The following is a 21,633-nucleotide window of genomic DNA, read 5'->3' on the forward strand; positions in this document are numbered from 1 at the left end:
CATGAACTTACTTCGCGAGCAGATCCGAAGGTTGCGGCGATCCCGGATCGTACGCGCCCCGCGATGGCGTCGTCGACATCATCACGTTCTGCGCCTGTGCGTCGAAGACTTCGCGCGAGAAGCGGCGGCGGAAGTCGCCGGTGAGCGCAGTCATCGGCACATCGCGCGCCGCGAAGATACGCTCGACGAAAGCGTCGTGATCGCCGGGCGGAAAAAGCAGCGCATCGGGCAGATACGAATCGAGCCCGCAAATGCGCGACACGACGATCGGCCGCTCCGCCAGCACCGCTTCGATCATGACGAGCGGCACGCCTTCGAAAGCCGAAGGCAGCACGAGCGTATCGCTTGCAACGATATACGGCAGCACGTCGCTCTTCGGGCCGACGATGCGCACGCACGCAGTCAGCGTCGGACTTGCATCGACCATGGCCGCGAGCCTCGACGCATCCGCGCCTTCACCGACGATCAGCACGATGGTCCGCTTGAACGCTTGCGGATGGCGCTCGATCGCTTCGAGCAGGAAGTCCTGACGCTTCTGCTTGAAGTTGATACGGCCGATATGCGCGATGACCGTGGTGCCATCATCGGGCAAGCCGAGCGATGCGCGCGCCGCTGACTTCGTGAGCATCGAGCGGCTGAAGCGGTCATCGACATAGTTCTCGAGAATCATCGTTCGCGCATGGGGCGCGAGCGTGCGCAGTTTGCCACGCAGATGTTCGTTGAGCGTCACGAATTCATCAGGCATCCGATACATCACGCGCTTCACGAGCCACTTGACCTTCTCGGTTGCGCTCTCGCTGGCCGGGCCGTCATCGACGAGCGGCAGGTAGCTCAATGCACGCACACGCGCATAACGCGCGGCGAACAGCCCTGCGATGCCCGATACGATCGTGCCCTGCGCGATCAACAGCTTCGAGAGTTGCAGCGTGCGCAGCGTCGCAGCCGTCGAACGGATCGCGCGGAACAGCGCGAACAGATCGCCGCGTATCGATTCAGCGGTGTAGGACAGGCTCACCATGCGCACCTTCGCATTGTGGCGAGCCAGATCGCTCACATAGCGATGCAGCGCCGCATTGCTCCTCGGCACGAGGATGTGCAGCGTTTGTACATTTCCGCTCGTGATGAGCGCGAGCATGAATCGCTTGAGCATTTCTTCATGCCCACCATTGATGCCCGAGTCGCAATAGATTCCAACGTTCACCGGCTTTCTCCCCTAACAGCGCGCGCCGTGCGCGTATTCACTGCTTGTTGATGAATTGCATCAGCAGCCGCGCACTTTCCGTCCAGCGATAGCGCTCGGCGTGCGCGAGTCCACGGCGCCTGAGTTCTTCGCTTAGCTTAGGCGAATCGAGCAGTTCGCGCAGCTTTGTTGCCATGTCATCGACCGAATATGGATCGCAATAGATCGACGCGTCGCCGCATGCTTCCGGAAGCGCCGCAGCGCGTCCGACCAGCGTGGGGCATCCGTTGCGCATTGCCTCCAGCGGAGGAATGCCGAAGCCTTCATAGATGGACGGATACAGAAAACACGCGGCATGCTGATACAGCGCCTTGAGTTTTTCGTCGCTCACATAACCCGCTTCCTTGATGTTGGGCGCGCTCGACAGGTCGTGTGCCTTGCCGAAGATCGCTGCATTCTTCATACCGACGATGACAAGGTCGATTGAAGGATCGTTCAGACGCATGAACGCCTCGACCAGCCGCTTGAAATTCTTTGTCGGATTCATACTGCTTACTGCAAGGACGTAACGATTGACCTTGAGATTTAATTCCCCGATAACCGAGACATCGGGCACGACATGATCGAGATGATCCGCAGCAAGCGGGACCACACCGATGCGCTCGGGCTTCACGCCCACATGATGCGCAAGCCGGTCGCGCGAGAACTTCGAGTTCGTCAGCACGCAGCTCGACGTGCGCGCAAGAATCCAGAACATCACGCGATACCACATGCGGAACTTCCACGAGAAATGCGCGGGTGTGTCGAACACCGCGGCATCGTGCATGTAGATGATCTGGTTGGAGCGGAAGATCGAGCCCGAGTTACTCAGGTTGACGATGCGCGAACGCCCCGCGAAGAGCGGCAGCACGAACTGCTCCCACACCACGCCCTTGCCGAATCCGAGCTTCACGGTAGGCACGCCGTCGACCGGCATCAGTCCGGACTGCGGAGGCACGGCGAGCGTCACATGCGCCCCTTCCGGCAGCTTCATGAGCGCAGCGACGAGTTCGCGCGCGACACGTTGCACGCCTGTCGTCTTCTGGCTCGTGAATCGCCCGTTGTAGACGAGCTTGCTGGTTGCGATTGAAGTATCCATGGATTGCGGATTAAAACTGTGAGTCCGGCCGGGCTTCATACGATGCGACTTCGTTTGCGCCGAGTGGTTCGCGCACGGGCTTGTCGGATTCCGCTTCGTAGCCTGTTTCGTAGATCGCAAGCCATTGACGGAAGATCGTATCCATCGAGAAGCGCGTAATTGCAGAGTGCCGCGCGGCAGCGCCCATGCGCGCACGCAATGCGGCATCGTCGCGCAGACGGGCGATGTATGTCCGCATCTCTTCGATGCTCTTCGCAACGAAGCCCGTCACGCCATGCCTCACGACATCGCGATTGCCGACGACATCCGTGACGACAGCGGGAATGCCGGCGACCTGTGCTTCGATGAGCGCGATGGGCATGCCTTCCCAGCGCGATGTCTGCACATAGACATCGAGCTGCGCAGTCAGTTCAAGCGCACGATCGCGCGTGACCCATCCGCTGCATGCAACCGCGCGGCGCGTTTCCTGGGGCAATTCGTCGGGATTGCCGCCTATCCACGAGAAGCTGGCAGAGTGTGTTCGTAAGTCTGCGGCAAGCGTAGCGAATGCTTCGTGGTTCTTCTGATACGACGCGCGCCCGCTCATGCCGATCACGATGCGATCGTCGGCCTTCTCGATGCGCGTCGGTATCTCCGGTACGTCGACGCCGTTCTCGATTAACATTGCACTGCGTGGATTGACCTTGCTTTCAATTTCCTGCAACTCACTCGCCGAACACGCAACGATAGTGCCGCCCATGCGCGCTGCGATACGTTCGAAGTTCAGGTAAGCCAACTGCCTGGCGGACGACACATCGCGCCGCAGGAAGGACAGGCCATGAGGGGAATAGAACACGCGCGCATCCGGCGTCGCGATGCGTGCCGCCGCGCGGCCCAGCACGCCTGCCTTCGATGAATGAAGATGCACCACGGAGGGATTGCAACGACGAAGCGCGCGCACGAGATTCCATAGTCCCGCCCAGTCCTTCGCGGGGTGCACTTCGCGGCACATGTTCACGTGCACGAGCTGGACTGCCGGATGAAAGAGCCTTGCGAAATTCGCGGGACTTTCCGGACGGATCGAATGAAGGATCGTCACACTGATTCCTGCTGCCGCTGCGCGGTTCGACAGTTGCGTCAGCATGGACAGCACCCCGCCACCGAACGCCTCGGTTATGTGGACGATCTCTTTCATTCCCGGACTCTTCTTTTAGTGTATTGCCGTGCACCCCGTTGCACTCGCAATGGAGAATAGGCGCGGGCCGGTCCTGTCAATAGTTGGTAGCACACATATCCCCGAGCTAAGCCTGGCGGGACTGTGCGCGAATACACGTTGAAAGCAGAACACAAGGAATTAGAGCGGACGCGCAGCATCATTAATCGAAAGCGATGTCTATCGTTCGATTAACACGTCTCGTATTTGCCGCTTGATTGACTATGGCGCGGTGCGTCGATCAGTCCGGAAGAGACCGGACATTCGGCCGGGCGATGAAAGCCCGCGCCATCCTGTCGAGAGACAGCGCGTGCTTCGACGAGCGCACCTATTCGCGTGACGAGAGCCGGCACTGAAAGTCCATACATGTGACTTGCCGTTGCGCCTCAAGCCGACATGCGCGGCAAGATCGACGCTGTGCTCTGGCCGTGCCGACGAAGTCAGTTGACTTCGGGTTCGGTCTTGGCGTTCGCCTGTTGCGAGAAGGCGACCTCGCACACTTCGAGGAGCACCCTCAAATCCTTGACCGGAATGGCAGCCGATTGCATGCGCAGGTTCTCTGCGCGCTCGACCAGCTTCTGCACACGTTCAAATGATAGGTCGTCTGGTTTCATGCCGCAGCTCACAATAAGTATTCTTACCTAGTACCATAAACCCCGAACCATGGCCCGTCCGTGCGCCACCACACATACACGGCTGCGACTTCGGGAGTAGCGAAGCAAGCAGACGCGCCAAGGCCGCTGCTAAAGAGCGGCCGTATTCGATTTGAGGGCTTTATGCACGGACGTTCCGAACGGCGTCGGAGCGCGAAGAGAGTACGTCTGTACGTCCAGCAGCACGAAACGCGCCAGAGGTCTTCAATTGGCGCCTTCCGTGATCGGACGCTGACGCTTGAGCAACGGCACGCCTTCGAGATGCAGCGTGAAAGCCATTGCTGCCGCGATAGCCGTTTCGACGATCAGCACTGTCGCCGCTGCACCTTGCTCGTGAAAGAGCGTCGCCAACACCGCGAGCAATGCGAAGTTGAGGATCGCGGAGCCAATCAGCACGCGGCTGAAGTGCGATTTCATGCCCAGCGGAAGCATCGTCTGAACGCCGAAGAGATCGGCAAGGCCGGACATCAGCGGAACGAAGGCCATCCACCGAAGGACATCCACCGTGGGTCCGAATTGCGGCCCGTAAAGCAGCTTCACCGCGAGCGGTGCGCCGAAGAAAATGCACACGGAGATGATCGATACGATCGCGCCTTGCACCACGAACATCTTTCGCAGGAACGCGAATGCATCATCGCGTGCATGGTGCATCAAAAAGCTCACACGCGGATAAGCGGCTGTCTTGAGCGGCCGCAGCATGTTCAGCGCCGCGCGAATCAGCTTGTCGCCGGCGGCGAAGTATCCGCCCGCCACATTGCCCGCGATGAAGGTCAGCAAGACGATGTTGCTCGACGCGTAGATATCGACGAGCGATGTCGCCATAAAGACGCTCCAGCCGTCCTTCAGCCGTTCGATGATGGTCTTGAACGACACATGAACGAAATCGAGCTCGCGCCGGAAATACAGATAGACGCAGATCGCGATGCCCGACAAGAGCGGCACGAGCGTATTGACCAGCATTGCGTTGTTGACGTCGTCGTGATGGCGCACGAAGAGATACATCGCGGGAATGCTGAGCGCGCGGCCCACGAACACGATTGCACTAATGACACCCAGGTCTTCGACGCCCTGGAAATACCACGTAGGAATGAGCATCGAGCCGATCGCCATGCCGAAGCCGACAAGCAGAAGCGACCTGTTCTCCGCAAGCATCGGCACGATGAACGTGAGCAGCAGCAGCACGATGAAGCCGGCGACCGACAGTGCTATCTGCGCGTACATCGTCTCCCAGAACATCTTTGAGCGAAGCGCGCGGTTATCACGGTTGATCGAAATCTTGGGTGTGGCAGTGAGCGAGAAGCTGTAGTTGGTCAGCGTGATGAAATACGCCGTAAAAGCCATGGCAAACGAGAGCCGTCCATATTCGCTCGGGCCGAGGACGCGTGCCAGCCACGGCAGCGTCAAAAGCGGTGCAAGGTAGGTCGATACCTGCAACGTCATCAGAATGGTGAAGTTCTTTCGAAAAGATGCCATTGAGCGGTTTTTCCCGACTTGAAGTGCTGCCCTGATGTCGATGACGCAAAAAATGCTGCCTTCTGCATGTTTGCCCTTTAGCCGGGCAATTCCATGACAACGCCCGCGACGAATAGTTTCGTCAAGCGTTATCTCGGCATGACAGAGGCGCAAGGCCAGGGAGGGTAAAGCGTCCGTGCCTTGGCCTGACAGCGGATGCGCGATAAGGGCATTGCGAGAGGTGATGCAACGCTGGACTGACTGCGCGCCAGTGCGGGCCAATTTGAGGCGCCGGAGATGACGCGACGCGTCCGCAGCGAGCATTAAACCCGAGAAAAAATAAATCTTCAGTGGGTTGGCACACGCAAATTCGCCGCGCGATGTGCTGTGCGGGAAAAACGACCGCGGAGCAGGGCGGCTCCGCGGACGATCGCTCAGGCCGACGCGCTGTCGGCTATCTTGGGTGTCGCGCGTTGCGTGCCCTCGATGATCGCGTCCTCACGCTTGATGTAATGCGGCGGCAGGCCGACGAACTTGCGTACGACGTTGCGCGTGATTTGATCGACGATGAGCCGGCTTTCGGCGTGTTTGTCCATCAGCACGCGGGCCCAGTCGGTCGTGCCGCCATTGAAGACGAGCCCTTGTTTCGCGCTGCCGTTGCCCGGCGGACGATATACGCCCATCGCGCCCATGCCGCCGATGTCCCAGCCCTCGAGCCTCACCGTGTCCGCGAGCGTGACGAAACCGTTGGACTTGGGCGGCACGCCATCGACTTCATAGCCGACGAGCCGGTCCACCGCGCCGAAGGTTTGTCCATTGCGCAAGCCCGTGCCTGCGAAGACCCAGTGGTCCGCATTGCGCACGGTAAAGCCGATTGCTTCGCGTTCGCGCTTGATCCATCCGCCGCGCAAGCGCTTCCACACGCCGTATTTGCCGCCGCCGTACCCGTATGAGAGACCGATGAGATCGGATTCGTCATGCCCCGGCCATTGTTCGCCCAGCCGATTCATCACCGCGTAATCGCCGTCGATGGGCGCGTTAGCATAGTCGATCGGGCGAAAGCATGTATTGCCGCTGAAGATCGCAAGATTGCCGCCATCGGCGATGAAACGCGCGACACGCTCGCGCATTTCCTTGCTCCAGTACTCGTGATGTCCGACGCTCAGCATGCAGCGATAGGCGTCGAGCTTGAGGTCCGAGCCGCGATGCAGGTCGTGGTCCGTATAGAAGTCGCACGCAATGCCTTCAGCGCGCAGCCAGCGAATGAATTTCGCATCCCAGTGCGTGAATTGCTGACGCGGCGAACGCATGTCGTACGGGTCGGCCGGCTCGCCGAGCTGAGCGCCGAGACCGCCGCCCGGGCGCAAGACGCTTACCCGCGTTTGGGCGCGCGTGCGATGAATGGGATCGCCGTAATAGCAGCCTCCGCCCATCGAGTTATAGGCGTGGTACGTGTTGATCGGCACGATATACGCGATGTCCGCAGAAGGCTTGCGTGGTCTCGCGATGATGAGCGCCATGCTGTCGCTATCGGGCGGGCCTGCAAAAACGGGCCTGTGTGCGGCGACGCGACGTCCGAGATCGGTCAGCGGCTCGCCGCTTGCATCGACTTCATAGGCGATGGCGACATACGCGCCGCTTTCGAGTGCGTCCTGGTTCGGCTTGATGGTGACGACGGGCCAGCGCCAGTCCTCATCGAAACGCACGGGCCTGAGATCGCCCGGCGATTGAAACACGATCCTGCCGTTCTTCATCTCGGCACGCACGCTGCCGCCCGGTTGCACGGCGACACCGCCGATGCTCGTCAGGTCTTCATCGTTGCCCTGCTGATAAATGGCGATGGAAAAGCGCGAGCCTGGTTGCACCGCGAGCTCGAACCAGTCGCCCGCCGTGAAGCCGGGCCTTATCGGATAGATCTGCATGTCACGCCCTCGTATTGTCCTTTGTTATTCGTTCTTGTCATTGGCTGCCGGCGGCGACGGCGCGCGGCGCCGGTGACGGCGCTCGCAATTCCTTGCCGAGTACGCGCTTCACCATGCGCTTGGTCTGGAACCAGCGCCGGTCCGCGACGATCCGCGCATGGAAGCGAAGCGCCGAAGGCGTATCCCTGCGATTGCCGGCAAACACGCGATAGCGCGCCGCAGTCGCTTCCATCATTCGCATCGATTCGGCGAAGGCGCGTGCATCGACGCGTGCAGCCTCATGGCAGGCATAGGCAAAGACCTTATGGAACATCGCGAGCCAGAAAGGATCTTGCGGACCGCCGTTGCAGCGCGCGAGCGTTTCTTCGGCGCATGTGGTGAGACTCATCACCGTAAAGGGCGACGCTTTCGTCGTGATGCTGCCCGCGCGGCGGCGATAAAAATAGAGGTCGTCGGCCAGGCGGTAGAGCGTTTGCGCACGCGAATAGACGAGCGGAATCGCGGCAGCATCTTCGTACACGCGGCCTGCGGGAAACTCGATGCCGTTCCACAACTCACGCCTATAGACGCGCGCCACAGGAAAGACCTGATATACGCGCGCGAAATCTAGCAGCGCGTTCAGGTCGCAGGTGCGCGGGCCGGTGGTCGCGGGATGAATCAACTCGAGATGCTCGATGACCTTGCCATTCGAATTGATGATGCCGACATTGAACTCGATGATGTCCGCCACGTTCCTGTCGAGCAGTGGCATGATCTTCGCGGTGAAATCGGCGGACCAGACATCGTCGGAATCGAGAAAGCCGATAAACGGCGATGACGCCAGCGCGATCGCTCGATTGCGAGCAGCGGACACGCCGCGGTTTTCCTGGTGAATGACCTGGATGTTTCGCCCGCGTTCGCTGCGTTGAATTTCGAGGATGCGTTCCAGCGTGCAGTCTGTCGAACCGTCGTCGATGACGATGATTTCGATCTCGTTCGCGCGCGGTTGCGATAGTGCCGACTCGAGTGAAGCGGCGATGAAATGCTCGACGTTATAGGCGGGAATGATCACCGACAGCAATGTCGGCGTGACGCTGCGGGCGCGTTTCATGGACTCGTGTCACCGGTTGGTGTTTTTGAATTGAGGCTTACCGTGGCCGAGAGCGGCGTTTGCTGATCGGAGTACGACTCCCCGTCGCGGCCATGCTGTCTGCAGGTCCGGCCGACCAGTGCGCTATCTTGGGAAGCAGCTTATAGTCATTTGTAAGCACAAAGTGTTCGACGACGCACGATGCCCGGGCGCGTCATCGGCCGCTTCGTGTCTTAGACCGCATAGACGAGAGGCGACAGCGCTTCACGGCGGCACGCATGGTGCTTGCTGACTCGATGCATCAAGCGTTTTACGCTTCGCAAACGCGTGAGGCGCTCACATATAATTGATCTGGTCGGGCTTTGACCATGCCTTTGTTTCTTGGCGACATGAACCGCAACATCGATATACGCAAGGACCAACAACCGTGACCACGTCTTTTTCAAGTACGGTCGAGCCCGGAGGCGCGCAGCAAAATGATCCGGCCGCTTCAGGAAACGATGGCGTGCTCGTGCTCGATGCCGCCCAGCGTTGCCTCTCTGCCGACGCCTCCTTTGCACATATCTTCGATATCGGCTCCGGCGCACTGACTGGCCGCGCGCTGAACGAAACGCCCTTACCCAAGCCGCTTGCAGCCGCGCTTGCCGAAGCTGCGGATGCCGCGCTCGCGGGCAACGCCATTCGGCGTGCACAGGTGTCCATCGACGAGGACGAGGCGACGCGCAGCTTCGCGATTCTTGCGCTGCCTTCGAATGAATCCGTCACGCTGATCGTTTCGCCGTGCACGGGTGCATCCCAGGCGCAGGAGAAGGCCGAGCGCTTTGCGCATTTGCGGGCTGAGGCATCGCTTTTCATGCGAGATCATGTCTTGTCCGTCGTGTCGCATGACTTGCGTGGACCGCTCAATGCGATACATAGCTGGGGTTACGTGCTCGAACGAAAGGTTGACGCTAAGGACCCCGCGGCGCAACGTGCGCTTGCGGGCATCCGTTCGGGTGTCGAGCAACAAGTGAAGCTGATCGAACAATCCGTCGATACGACCCGTGCCGAAACGAAGGCTCTCGCGTTGTCGCTTGCGCCGGTGGCGGTCCGCCCATTGCTCGATAAAGGCGTGTCGCTTGCGAAAGGCAGCATTGCGCGTCAGCGTGGCGTCGCGATCGCGCTCGAATCGCCGCTTGCTGAAGAGCAGGTCGAAGGCGATGCCGAACGTCTGACGCAGATGCTGTGGCTCATGATGGCGTTCGCCGTCGAAGCCAGTGCACGCGATGCGAGTGTTCAAGTGTCGAGTGCGATCGAGGGCAACATGTGGCGCACGGACGTGCGATTCACGGCATCGGCGAAGGCGCTTACGGATGCATCGTTGCCGCACGCACTCGAAGCGTTCGCGCGACGGCAGGCGCTCGAGCCGCGCGAGGGCGGGCGCATTGCGTGGGCGTTCGCGCTATGCAAGCGCGTGACGGAAGCGCATGGCGGCGCGTTCGAACATGCGAATATCGTCGATGGCGCGGAGGTGGTGCTGTCGGCGCGTATCGCGGTTGCCGGGATGTAATTTCACTTTCGATTGCCTGTCGCCCATATACTGACGCTTTCCACTTTCGAAGAGAGTTGCTTTGGCTCAGGTTGTCGCGCTGATCGGCGCATTGTTGCTCGTCGCCCTGAATGGTTTTTTCGTCGCGGCGGAATTCGGGCTCGTTAAGTTAAGGGCGACGCGCGTCAAGGCCATTGCCCGAACCAACGGCTTGCCGGGCCGGCTGCTCGCGAAGGTTCACGGGCAGCTCGACGCCTATCTTTCTGCGTGTCAGCTCGGCATTACGCTGGCATCGCTCGGGCTCGGATGGATTGGAGAGCCGGCTTTCGCCTCGCTGCTGCATCCGCTCGTTACGCTGCTCGGTGTGGAATCGGAGCGGCTTGTCGAATCCATCTCGCTGTTCTTCGCGTTCTCGGTCATTTCCTTTCTGCATATCGTCGTTGGCGAGCTTGCCCCTAAGTCGTGGGCCATCCGTCGCGCTGAACAGGTTGGCCTCTGGCTTGCCACGCCGCTCTACGGCTTTTACTGGCTGATGTATCCGTTCATCTGGGTGCTGAATTCCAGTGCGAATCTGGTTTTGCGGCTTTTTGGCATATCGGCGGAGCATGGTCACGATGCGCATTACTCGACTGACGAACTCAAGCTGATTTTGCGAGGGCGCCGGCTTGGCGGGGCATCGTCGTATAACGCGGACGAGTGGAACACCATTGCTCATTCGCTCGATTTCAGCCGCATGACGGTTTCCGATTTGATGCGGCCGGGGCATGAGCTTGTCGGTCTGCGCAATGATTTACCGGTGCGTGAGAATCTCGCGGTGATTGCGCGGCATCGCTTTAGCCGTTATCCGTTGTTTGCGGACGCGTCGGGGGAGCGGGTCATCGGCATGATTCACTTGAAGGATTTATTGCTTGCCCGCGATGCCGGGAGCAAGACCTTCAGCTTCAGCTTCAGCAAGGATGGCGAGAAGCTGGAGAAGCTGTCGCGCCATGTGCGGCCTGTGCAGTATGTTGCGCCGAACCTGTCGGCGCTGGAGTTGTTCAGGCGCTTTCGCAAGGGTGCGCCGCATTTCGCGATCGTCGGGAGAAAGGGGGCGAAGCCGATTGGCTTCATCACGCTCGATAACTTGCTGGGCGCGCTGGTGGGCCAGATCCACGATGAATTCCGTCAGGGCGATGCGGACTGGTCGCGCATGGACGATGGAACGTTGATGGGCAAGGGTTCGTTGCCGGTGGTTTCGCTGGAGCGCGCGCTGGGGATCGATATCGATGAAGGACGCGCGGAGTCGGTCGGGGGGCTCGTCATTAATGCGCTTGGCGACTTGCCGTCGGAAGGGCAACGCGTGGCGTTCGATCGGTTCGATATCGTCGTCAAGAAAATGAATGGGCCTCGGATCGTGCTCGTGCGGGTTTATCCTCGGGAGGAGGAGGCTCTTGTTTGAGTCGGCACTTTGATTCTTGCGGTTCAGGCTTGCGTTGCGTTGCGTTGCGTTGTGTTGCGTTGCGTTGGAAACTTGTGTTCGTGTCGGTCTATTAGCTCGCCCCTCCCCGGGGCGGGGGTCACTTTCTTTGCCGCTGCAAAGAAAGTAACCAAAGAAAGCAGCTTTTCGGGCCCAAAGCACAGTACGCATAACCACTTCGTAGAACATCGGCGGCACTCAGCTTGACAGAGCCCTGAATCACCTTCCACGCTCAATGACTATTAACGTCCTCCGAGCCCCTTGGCTCGACAACACCAGTGGGGCGCAAAGTACTATGGCCTGACAGGGATGACTGTTTTCCGCATCGCGGTAGTGAGTAAGTTTGAAAGCGAGTCGCAGTTACCTTCATGCCGGCACGGTCGCGCTGTTATGGTTACGTTAAGAGCGGGACACGTGACGTACGTCGGTGTTGACGAGCCAAGGGGCTCGGAGGACGTTAGTCGTCAGTGGGCGTGGAAGGTGATTCAAGGCTTTGTCAAGCTGAGTGCCACCGATCTTCTACGAAGTGGTCAGGCAAGTCTGTGCATTGGGCGGTTCGAAGAAAAGCTGCTTTCTTTGGTTACTTTCTTTGCAGCAGCAAAGAAAGTGACCCCCGCCCCGGGGAGGGGCGCACTAATAGACCGACACGGAAATACGAAGCCCTAAAAAACCTCAACCACACCCACACCCCGGCACACCTTCTTCGACCAGCAAAGCCACAGGCATAACACCAAGTGCATCGCGCAAGAAAAGCCGCTCGCCATCGGCCTTAGGCGCATTAGGACTGAGCCAATCGAACAAAGCGCGCGAATGCAGCGCCTCAGGCAGTACAACACACGTATCGCCCCAAGCAGAAGGCTCCACGAGCGGTCGCTCAACCGCTCCCCCGAGCAACGAAGCAGAAAGCCGAGTAGCGATGACAATCGCATAAGCACTGCCCGCATGCCGCGCATAAGCAATCACATGCTTCGCATGTTCCCCCTGAACAGCAAGCGGCAAATACTCCCCTTGAGCAAACAGCGACTCACAATGCTTGCGCAAAGCCAGCGCCCGCCTCACGAGCCCCAGCTTCACGCGGCCATCGCGCCAATTGGACATCTGCTCCGAAGGCGGACCTTTCTCATCGATCTCTTCAAGCCACCGCCGACGCAACGCATAATCCACCGGCCGGCGATTGTCCGGATCCACGAGACTGAAGTCCCAAAGCTCCGTACCTTGATAAAGGTCCGGCACTCCAGGCGCCGTAAGACGCAGCAGCGTCTGCTGAAAACTATCGATCGCACCGACCGGCCCGATCCGCGCAACGAACGCCGACAACTCCTGCAAGAACCCATTACGCCGCTGCGGCGAAACAATATCGAACAGGAAATCACGGCACGCCTGCTCATACGCCTCGTCCGGCGCAAACCAGCTCGTGCGCAACTTGCCCTCTCGCAAAGCCTTCAATTGCCACTGCGCCACGCGCTCGGCAAGCTCCTGAACGCCCGCTTCATCGTCCGGGGCAAGCGTGAGCGGCCAGCAGCCCACCAGCGTCTGATACAGCATCGCTTCGGCGGCAGGACCGGGCGCCCAGTCCTGCCCGCCATCCGTACCGCGCCGCAACGGCGTGTTCAACGTCGACCATGCCCTGAGCGTCGCGGCCCATTCACCGGGAATCTCACTCAATGCAGCAATGCGCGCACGCACGTCCTCACCGCGCTTGTGATCGTGCGTCGCGGTGCAAAGCATCGCATGCGGAAAGTCGGCAAGACGCTCGCGATTGCCCTTGTGAAACTCCTCGACCGATAACGCAAACTCCCCCGGATCGGCGCCCACTTCATTGCGCGAAATGAGCCGTCCATAGCGATAACACGCCGTATCCTCGACCGCCTTCGCCGCCACAGGCGACGTCAGTTGCGAGAACAAGGTCTGTGCCGCGCGACGCTGCGAGCCGGTCGATGCCTGCGGATTCTGTCCCGCCTGCGCCTGATTGCGATCACGATCGCGATCGCGACCGCGCTCCGCAGCACGCTCGCGCTGCCGGTCGTTCCGCTCGTTACGCTCGGCCGCCGCGGCATCGTCGGACAGCTTGCCGCCGAGCCATTGTGCAACCTGATCCAGAATCACGTGATCCGCATGAGCGAGCGATGCCCGCGCTTTCTCCAGCGCCTGCGAGAAATAACGCTCGTCGTCGGCGCTGCGCACGCCGCCGACCGGATAGATTCGATACACCGGAAAATGCACGACCAGCTCCGCGACGACGCGTCGAATCGACGTGAACGTGAAGTCGCGCGTGGTCTGCGCATCGCGCGCAATGCGATGCAACGCACGCGTCACACGATCCAGTTCCGCCGCCAGGTTCTCGGCGAGTATCTTGCGCCGCGCGATCAGCGCTTCATCGGCAAATTCACTGCTCTTGCCGGTGATCTCGGCCCACAACGTGGCCAGCGGCTCCGCGCCCGCCGGATCGTGCAGCAACGCGCCGACATCGTTCATGAAGTCGTAGCCGGTGGTGCCATCCACTTGCCAGTCACGGCGCAGCGGTTCACCACGCGCAAGAATCTTCTCGACTACGAAATAAGTATGGCCATCGCCGTTGCGCAACGCCTCCGGACGTTCAGTGGACAGCTCCTCGAGCCGCGCACGCAGACGCTGGCAATACTCGCGCGGCTCCGCGAGACCATCGACGTGATCGATGCGAACGCCATCAATCAAGCCTTCGGTAAAGAGCCGGAAAATCAGCGCATGCGATGCCTCGAACACCTCGGGCCGCTCCACGCGCACACCGCCGAGCGTGCTCACATCGAAGAAGCGCCGCCAGTTCACTTCGTCCGCAGCGGTGCGCCACCACGCCAGCCGGTAATGCTGCCGTTCGAGAAGTCGATGCAGCCGCTCGCGTCCCGCCTGCGTCTCCGGCGAATGCGCTGCCAGCACCGCGGCAATCGCGGCCTGGCCGCCCTCGGTCTGCGCGATGGTCACGAGGGCCGTGCGCGCTTCGGCGGCGCGCGGCTGATCGACGGGCTGCGTCGTCAGGCCGTTGAAGCGCTGCGCAAGTTCGGGCGCTTCCTGAAGCACGGAAGGGTAATCGACCGGGCACACAGGAAACACATGGGAGTAATACTCGATGACGAAACGCCCTTCATCCGCACGATAGGCGAGCTTGATCTTGCCGCCCTGCAATTCTTCGCCATAAGCCGCGCCGAGAAACGGTGCGAGCACCTTGCCGCGCAAAGCCGGGTCGGGCGAATGCCAGTTGACATCGAAGAAGCGCGCATGAGCCGCATGGCGGCCCCATTCGAGAATGTCCTGCCACCACGCATTCTCCGATCCACCGACCCCCATATGATTGGGCACGACATCGACGATCAGGCCCATGTCGTGCGCGCGCAGCTTGTCGACGAAGCGGCGCAGGCCTTCTTCGCCGCCGAGCTCGGGATTGACCTTCGTGTAGTCCACGGTGTCATAACCGTGGGTGGAGCCGGATGTTGCAGTCGTGATCGGCGATGCATACGCATGGCTCACGCCGAGCGACGCGAAATAGTCCACTTGCGCGGCGGCGTCGTCGAACGTGAAGTCCTTGTGAAGCTGAAGCCTCAGCGTGGAGCGCGGTACGGTCATGGCGATTCGGGCGTTGGGGTGTCTGAGTTATCGGGGTGAACGGCGCGCTTGCGGGCTGAATCCACGGCGAGAAGGCGATCGCAGAAGGCATCGTCGAGAAACAGTTCATCGACCGGCAGCGCAAGTCGGCGCCGCCAGTTCGGGTGCTCGTCGATCGAACCGGGCAGATTCGGCTGCTCTGCGAGGCCGAGCAAATCTTCGAGCGGATACGTGACGAGCGGGGCAGGCGTCATGCCGACGAAGGCAAGCGCCTCGTCCACCGGCGCGTTATCGACCGGCGGCGCATCGACATCGGCAGGCGCGACGCCCGCTTCCTGAAACGCGCGCCACAGATGCGCACGATCCTCGCCGCGCTCTTCCATCGCGGCCTCGACGGGATCGCGGCCATCCTCGCGCGCCATCGTCTGGCCGATCTTCGAGCGCCACTCGATATCCTCCCCGCGCCACCATCCGGTGACAGTGGGCAGGTCGTGGGTCGTCGTCGTCGCGGTCACGCCGTTGCTCCATTCGCGAGGCGGCTTGAATCCTTCGCCATCCTCAGCACGTTCGAACCATAGCACCCGGATACCCAGCAAGCCGTGCTCCTGCAGACGTTCGCTAAAGCCGGGCGGCACGGTGCCGAGGTCCTCGCCGACGACGATCGCGCGATGCCGCCACGATTCCAGCGCAATCAGTCGCAGCAGGTCGTCGAACGGATAGCGCAGATACGCGCCGTCCTTCGCGCTCTCGCCTTCGGGCACGAGCCACAGCCGCCGCAAGCCGAGAATGTGATCGATACGGATGCCGCCTGCCTGCGCGAACGAGCAGCGCAACATGTCGATGAACGCGGAGAAGCCCTGCATACGCATCGCGCGGGGCGAGAACGTCGTGAGTCCCCACGATTGCCCCGCCTGATTGAAGAGATCGGGCGGCGCACCGACCGACACGCCCGTCAGCATCTCGTCGCGATACGACCATGCGTGACTGCCCGCGCTATCGCATCCGACAGCCAGGTCCGCAACGAGACCGACGGCCATGCCCGCATCGCGCGCGGCGTGCTGCGCATGCATCAGACCTTTGGCGGCGAGCCATTGCGTGAAGAGGAAGAAGTCCACTTCGCGCCGGTGCGCTTCCGCGAAGGCGGCGACCGCGTCGCTGCGCGGATCGCGCAACGCTTCCGGCCAGTTGCGCCAGTGACCTTCGCCGTTCTGCGCGATCTGTTCGGCTTGCAGCGCTTCGAATCGTGCGTGGTCTTCGAGCGGACGTCCGCCTTCCTCGACGAACGATGCAAAGTCTTTCGCGAATGCCGATTCGCTGTCCTCCGAGAACGCATCGAACAGCGCACGCAAGACCGCGATGCGCGCCTTCATCGCACGCGGCCAGTCGATCAGCGGCGTGCGTTCCAGTTCGACGAGTTCATCGGCGACGCCTGCTTTTTCGATCGCTGCGCGCGCGGCCGGTGCGCCGAGCACTGCGGCGGGATCGACATGCGCGATGTTGAAGAAAAGCCTCGACGATGGCGAATACGGGCTGTACTTGTTCGGCTCCGCGCTGAACATCGCGTGCATGGGACTGATAGCGAGCGCGTGACTGCCGTGCTTCGCCGCCTTGGTCGCAAGCGATGCCAGCGCCGTGAAGTCGCCGATGCCGCCGTCGCCATTGCGGCGCAAGCCATACACCTGAGCCGCGATGCCGAAGAGCGGCGGCGCTTCTTTCGCGTCGTCGTCGAGGGAGCGCCAGGCATCGTCGATCGTGTAGCAGCGTGCGGGCGCGACGGCCAGCGTCGTGCGATGGTCGTTGATGACGAGCGTGTGATAGCCGGGCTCCGGAATCGGCGCGAGCAACGCAGTCTCGCCTTTGGGCGATGTAAAGCGACCGTCGATAATTTCGCCGCTTTCCATCTCGACGCGATAACGCGCGCCCGACTTCGCGACCGACACCGGCAGCGCAATGCCGCGATCCACTTCCGCCGTGATGAGCGGCGGCAGCTTGCGGCCGCTCGCTTCGGCATCGACGGCGGCCATGCTCTGTCTGATCTGCGTGGCGTTGCCGCATGGCAGGCCGAGCTTCTCGAGCAGGATACGCAACGTGTTTTCCGGCACACGCTGCGTGTTTTTGTGCGCGTCCTGCCACTCCACTTCGAAGCCCGCGCGTTCGGCGAGGGTTTCGATGGCGGAGCGCGGACGCGCATCCTTTTGCTGGTTCGCGCTCACGTGCGTTGTCCTTCGATCGGTTCCAGATGACGCGCATCGTGCGCAGTCGCGTATTCGTTCACGTCGCCGGTCATCCACGCAACGAACGTGCGCGCGCTCAACTCCCCTTCGCTCGCGCGATCCTGCGCACGCGCGGGCGTCTCGAAGATGACCTTGCCTTGCGGCGCATCGGACAGGGCGACGGGCGCATCCGCGAGATTGAGCGCGATGGTCAGCGTTTCGCCATCGCCCAGCTTCCATCGCGCGACGACTGCCTTCTCGCCAAGCACCGATGCGCCCAGCGCCTTCGCGCCCTTCAGACGCGGCGTGATGAGCTTCGCCCGCACCGTCAGCGCCGAGCGATAGAAGTGCAGCCAGTCGAGGCGGTCGAGTTCATCGCTCTTGTCCGCCACGTTCGGGGACGACATCTCGAACGTGCGCTTGTCATTCGGATCGGGAATCTGCGCGCGGCGCGTTTCGTCGGCAAAGGCGGAGAACTTCGCGAATTCGCGACGGCGGCCTTCGCGAACCGCGTCCGCGAGTTCGTCGTGATAGTCGGTGAAGAAGAGGAACGGCTGCTTCGAGCCGTATTGCTCTTCCATGAAAAGCATCGGAATTTGCGGGGAAATGAGCAAAAGTCCGGTCGCGGCGAACAGCGACTGATCGTCGGTGAGCGAGCGCAGGCGTTCGCCCATCGCGCGATTGCCGACCTGATCGTGATTCTGCAGAAACATCACGAACGCAGTCGGCGGCAGATGCGCGCTCTTTTCGCCGCGCGGCGCGCCGTCATGAATCGGCGACGGATCGCCCTGATACACGAAGCCTTCGGACAGCACGCGCGCGAGCTTCTCGATGGGCTTCTCCGAGTAAGCGCCGTAATAACTTTCGCTCTCGCCGGTCAGCAGCACGTGCAGCGTGTTGTGGGAATCGTCGCTCCACTGCGCGTTGTAGTGCTTTTCCAGCAGGTTCGCCGTGTTGTGCTCGTTTTCGAGCACGAGATGCACGTGCCGCTCCGCTTCCACGGAACTGCGCACGCGATCCGCGAGTTCGCGCAGCCATTCGTCGTCGTTGATCGCATGCACCGCATCGAGGCGCAGGCCATCGAAGCGATATTCGTTCAGCCAGTAGAGCGCGTTGTCGAAGAAAAAGTCGCGCACTTGCGGACGCTCGAAGTCGATGGCGGGACCCCACGGCGTATTCACGCCTTCGCGGAAGAACGTCTTCGCATAGGCGTGCAGATAATTGCCGTCCGGGCCGAAGTGGTTGTAGACCACATCGAGGAACACCATGAGGCCGAGGCCATGCGCGGTGTCGATGAGCTGCTTCAGTTCTTCGGGACGGCCATACGCCGAATCGGGCGCATAAGGCAGCACGCCGTCATAACCCCAGTTGCGGGTGCCGGAGAAATCGTTGAGCGGCATCAGTTCGATGGCCGTGATGCCCAGTTGCGCGAGTTCCGGCAGGCGCGCGGTGACGCCGGCATAGCCGCCCATCGCGCCGACGTGCAGCTCATAGAGCACGGTTTCTTCCCACGGCCGGCCGTGCCAGTCCGTGTTGGTCCAGCGATACGCGCGCGGATCGACGACTTCGCTCGGCCCATGCACGTCCTGCGGCTGAAAGCGCGACGCCGGATCGGGCACCGCGAGGTCTTCGTCGAGACGATAGCGATACAGCGTGCCGGCCGCAGCATCGGCTTCGGCTTCGAACCAGCCGTCGCCGGTCGCCTGCATGTCGACGAGTTCGGGCGTCGCGCTGCCGGGTCGCTGAACCTCGACTTGCACCTGGTCGCGCGACGGCGCCCAGAAGCGAAAGCGCGTGCGCGGATGCTCGCGCTCCGCGCCGGTGAGATGCGCGCCGAAGGGGAGGCAATGCGCGTGTTGGTGCTTGTGAGGATCGATCGGACGTTCGGACATGATTTCGTGCCTGGTTGCTACCGCATTGCCATTTGATGTGATGTCTGCCGCGAGCCTCGATAGGTGACGCGATGCTCGCTACGGCGTCGGATCGGATTCCGGGGCCTGATGCGAGGGAAGCGTTCCGGGGTCCGGCGGCAGCGCGGTCAGAAGACGCGGACCCTGATGCGCACCCGCCATCCATACGGCTTGCCAGTCTGCTTCACCGGTCGGCTGTGCGAGCAGCACGACGATGCTGTGCGCCGCCAGTTCCAGTGCGCTGCCGACGAGCGGCCGTTCGACGGCGTCGGGCTCCGCGCTATCCAGGAGCACGTTCCATTCCAAGTGCGGCGCGGGCGGCGCGAACGTGAGCGTCTGTGCGGAGCCGTTGATCATGAGCAGGATGACATCGATTTCGCCGTTGATTCCGGGTCCCGCGCGACGCAAGGTCAGCGCGCGGCCTTCCGGGTCTTGCCATGCTTCTATAGCAAGCGCGTTGCCGCGTTCGTCGAACCAGCTCACATCGTAGAGACCGGGCAGCACTTCGCGATCGCCGTAGAGAAAACGCGTCTCGCGCAGCACCGGATATTTTTTTCGCAGGGCGATGACGCGCGCGACGAACTCGGTCATCTCCACGCCGCGCGGGCTGTGAGCCGCGTCCCAGTCGATCCAGGATATCTCGTTGTCCTGGCAATACGCATTGTTGTTGCCTTGCTGCGTGCGAAGGAATTCGTCGCCGCCGAGGATCATCGGGGTGCCGAGCGAGAGCAGCGTCGTCGCGAGCATGGAGCGGGCGAGCCGCGCGCGGACATCGAGGATCGCGGGATCGTCGGTCGGCCCTTCGACGCCCCAGTTCGCGCTGCAATTCTCGTTGTGGCCGTCGTTATTGCCTTCCTGATTGGCGTCGTTGTGCTTGTGCGTGTACGCGGTGACATCGGCGAGCGTGAAGCCGTCGTGCGACGCGACGAAGTTCACCGACGCCCACGGTTTTCTGAAGCGCCGGTTGAACAGTTCCGCCGAGCCGGTCAGGCGCGCCGCGAGATCGGGGCGCATGCCCGCATCGCCGCGCCAGAAGCGTCGCACGCCGTCGCGGAACTTGTCGTTCCATTCGGCGAAGCCCGGCGGATGATTGCCGACCTGATAGCCATCGGGACCGATATCCCACGGCTCGGAAATGAGCTTGCGCGTCGAGAGAATCGGGTCCTGGCGGATTGCATCGAAGAAGCCGGAGCCGGGGTCGAAGCCGTGGCCTTCACGCCCGAGCGTGACGCCGAGATCGAAACGGAAGCCGTCGATATTGAACGCGGTGCACCAGTAGCGCAGCGAGTCCATCACCATCTGCAGCACGCGCGGATGCGAAAGATTGACGGTGTTTCCGCAGCCGGTCTCGTTGATGTAATGGCGTTCGTCGCCGGGAATGAGGCGATAGTAGCTGGCGTTATCGAGCCCGCGCCAGGAGAGCGTCGGCCCGAGTTCGCTGCCTTCGCATGTGTGGTTGTAGACGACATCGAGAATGACTTCGATGCCGGCCGCATGCAGCTGGCGCACGGCGATGCGCATTTCGTTGAGCCGATGCGTCGACAGATACGACGGTTCGGGCGCGAAGAAGGCGGCGGTGTTATAGCCCCAGTAATTGCGCAGTCCGCGCTCGACGAGAAAGCGGTCGTTGAGAAACGCGTGCACTGGCAGGAATTCGACGGCGGTGATGCCGAGCTTTTGCAGGTGTTCGATGAACCACGGCGACGACAGCGCAGCGAACGAGCCGCGTTCGTGCTGGCGGATATCGCTGCGGTTCATCGATGCCCCCCGCACGTGTGTTTCGTAGATGATGGTTTCGCCCCAGGGCGTGTCGGGGCGTACGTCGCGGGACCAGTCGAAGGCGTCGTCGGTAACGATGCATTTAGGCATGGCGGGGGCCGAGTCGCGGCGATCCATCGACATGTCCAGGCGATTCGAATGCACGCGATAGCCGAAGAGGGCGTCGGACCATCGCCACGGGCCGACGAGCTTTTTCGCGTAGGGGTCGAGCAGCAGCTTGTGCGGATTGAAGCGATGCCCTTGCTGCGGCTGATAGGGGCCGTGTGCGCGGAAGCCGTAGACGGTGCCGGGATGGGCGCCTGGCAGATAGCCGTGCCAGACCTCGTCGGTGCATTCGGGCAGGTCGAAGCGCATCAGTTCCTTGCGGCCGGTACTGTCGAAGAGGCACACCTCGATGCGGTGAGCATTCGAACTGAATACCGCAAAGTTGACGCCCAAGCCGTCCCAGTTGGCTCCTAGCGGGTAGGGGGCGCCCGGGAGTAATTTATCGGGGAGTGCGTTCGGCATTGTGGTCTTTTCTTTATCTGCTAGCGGCGCTTCTGGTGGTTGGCTTTTGTTCGCGTCG

The 21,633-nt window shown here is 61.5% G+C and carries 13 protein-coding genes; 2 read left to right on the plus strand and 11 right to left on the minus strand.

Annotation, left to right across the window (positions count from 1 at the left end; genetic code table 11):
* Window positions 1-7: 7 nt before the first annotated feature.
* The 7 genes from P9255_RS04485 to P9255_RS04515 form a co-directional block, all read right to left on the minus strand.
* A complete protein-coding gene (locus P9255_RS04485; protein WP_309765718.1) occupies window positions 8-1,201 on the minus strand; it encodes a glycosyltransferase in 1,194 nt (397 codons plus the stop codon).
* Between the two features lie 37 nt (window positions 1,202-1,238).
* Window positions 1,239-2,318: a glycosyltransferase family 1 protein gene (locus tag P9255_RS04490; protein ID WP_309765719.1), complete on the minus strand. Its 1,080-nt coding sequence runs from the start codon at window positions 2,316-2,318 to the stop codon at window positions 1,239-1,241.
* Between the two features lie 10 nt (window positions 2,319-2,328).
* Complete coding sequence (locus P9255_RS04495) at window positions 2,329-3,492, minus strand: glycosyltransferase (protein WP_309765720.1); 1,164 nt, start codon at window positions 3,490-3,492, stop codon at window positions 2,329-2,331.
* A 458-nt stretch (window positions 3,493-3,950) separates the two neighbouring features.
* Window positions 3,951-4,124, minus strand: coding sequence for a hypothetical protein (locus tag P9255_RS04500; protein WP_309765721.1), 174 nt, complete (start codon window positions 4,122-4,124; stop codon window positions 3,951-3,953).
* A gap of 243 nt (window positions 4,125-4,367) precedes the next feature.
* The gene (locus P9255_RS04505; RefSeq protein ID WP_309765722.1) at window positions 4,368-5,636 is read right to left on the minus strand and encodes a flippase; all 1,269 of its coding nucleotides are present in this window, start codon (window positions 5,634-5,636) and stop codon (window positions 4,368-4,370) included.
* Window positions 5,637-6,049: 413 nt separating this feature from the next.
* Window positions 6,050-7,537 (minus strand): N,N-dimethylformamidase beta subunit family domain-containing protein, encoded by a 1,488-nt coding sequence (locus P9255_RS04510; protein ID WP_309765723.1) that lies wholly within the window; start codon window positions 7,535-7,537, stop codon window positions 6,050-6,052.
* Between the two features lie 37 nt (window positions 7,538-7,574).
* A complete protein-coding gene (locus P9255_RS04515) occupies window positions 7,575-8,627 on the minus strand; it encodes a glycosyltransferase family 2 protein (RefSeq protein WP_309765724.1) in 1,053 nt (350 codons plus the stop codon).
* A 406-nt stretch (window positions 8,628-9,033) separates the two neighbouring features.
* On the opposite strand from P9255_RS04515, the gene P9255_RS04520 reads away from it, so the two are divergent.
* Both P9255_RS04520 and P9255_RS04525 read left to right on the plus strand, forming a co-directional pair.
* Window positions 9,034-10,155: a HAMP domain-containing sensor histidine kinase gene (locus P9255_RS04520; protein ID WP_309765725.1), complete on the plus strand. Its 1,122-nt coding sequence runs from the start codon at window positions 9,034-9,036 to the stop codon at window positions 10,153-10,155.
* 61 nt (window positions 10,156-10,216) lie between these two features.
* Window positions 10,217-11,572 (plus strand): hemolysin family protein, encoded by a 1,356-nt coding sequence (locus P9255_RS04525; protein WP_309765726.1) that lies wholly within the window; start codon window positions 10,217-10,219, stop codon window positions 11,570-11,572.
* A gap of 690 nt (window positions 11,573-12,262) precedes the next feature.
* Here P9255_RS04525 and treY read toward each other — a convergent pair.
* The 4 genes from treY to glgX form a co-directional block, all read right to left on the minus strand.
* The gene (gene treY / locus P9255_RS04530) at window positions 12,263-15,187 is read right to left on the minus strand and encodes a malto-oligosyltrehalose synthase (protein ID WP_309789195.1); all 2,925 of its coding nucleotides are present in this window, start codon (window positions 15,185-15,187) and stop codon (window positions 12,263-12,265) included.
* Window positions 15,184-17,379, minus strand: coding sequence for a 4-alpha-glucanotransferase (gene malQ / locus P9255_RS04535; RefSeq protein WP_309765728.1), 2,196 nt, complete (start codon window positions 17,377-17,379; stop codon window positions 15,184-15,186). Before malQ ends, treY begins: the two co-directional genes overlap by 4 nt.
* Window positions 17,376-19,271, minus strand: a complete 1,896-nt coding sequence (gene treZ / locus P9255_RS04540; RefSeq protein WP_309765730.1) for a malto-oligosyltrehalose trehalohydrolase — start codon at window positions 19,269-19,271, stop codon at window positions 17,376-17,378. The genes malQ and treZ overlap by 4 nt, the downstream gene beginning before the upstream one ends.
* Window positions 19,272-19,349: 78 nt before the next feature.
* Window positions 19,350-21,575, minus strand: coding sequence for a glycogen debranching protein GlgX (glgX, locus tag P9255_RS04545; RefSeq protein ID WP_309765731.1), 2,226 nt, complete (start codon window positions 21,573-21,575; stop codon window positions 19,350-19,352).
* Window positions 21,576-21,633 lie beyond the last annotated feature (58 nt).

Source organism: Caballeronia sp. LZ019 (genome assembly GCF_031450825.1).
GTDB lineage: Bacteria > Pseudomonadota > Gammaproteobacteria > Burkholderiales > Burkholderiaceae > Caballeronia.

What these genes read in the sequence shown, in the direction of transcription:
- P9255_RS04490 (WP_309765719.1), bottom strand. Translation starts at nt 2,318, where the DNA reads ATGGATACTTCAATCGCAACCAGCAAGCTCGTCTACAACGGGCGATTC.
- P9255_RS04495 (WP_309765720.1), bottom strand. Translation starts at nt 3,492, where the DNA reads ATGAAAGAGATCGTCCACATAACCGAGGCGTTCGGTGGCGGGGTGCTG.
- P9255_RS04500 (WP_309765721.1), bottom strand. Translation starts at nt 4,124, where the DNA reads ATGAAACCAGACGACCTATCATTTGAACGTGTGCAGAAGCTGGTCGAG.
- P9255_RS04505 (WP_309765722.1), bottom strand. Translation starts at nt 5,636, where the DNA reads ATGGCATCTTTTCGAAAGAACTTCACCATTCTGATGACGTTGCAGGTA.
- P9255_RS04510 (WP_309765723.1), bottom strand. Translation starts at nt 7,537, where the DNA reads ATGCAGATCTATCCGATAAGGCCCGGCTTCACGGCGGGCGACTGGTTC.
- P9255_RS04515 (WP_309765724.1), bottom strand. Translation starts at nt 8,627, where the DNA reads ATGAAACGCGCCCGCAGCGTCACGCCGACATTGCTGTCGGTGATCATT.
- treY (WP_309789195.1), bottom strand. Translation starts at nt 15,187, where the DNA reads ATGACCGTACCGCGCTCCACGCTGAGGCTTCAGCTTCACAAGGACTTC.
- treZ (WP_309765730.1), bottom strand. Translation starts at nt 19,271, where the DNA reads ATGTCCGAACGTCCGATCGATCCTCACAAGCACCAACACGCGCATTGC.
- glgX (WP_309765731.1), bottom strand. Translation starts at nt 21,575, where the DNA reads ATGCCGAACGCACTCCCCGATAAATTACTCCCGGGCGCCCCCTACCCG.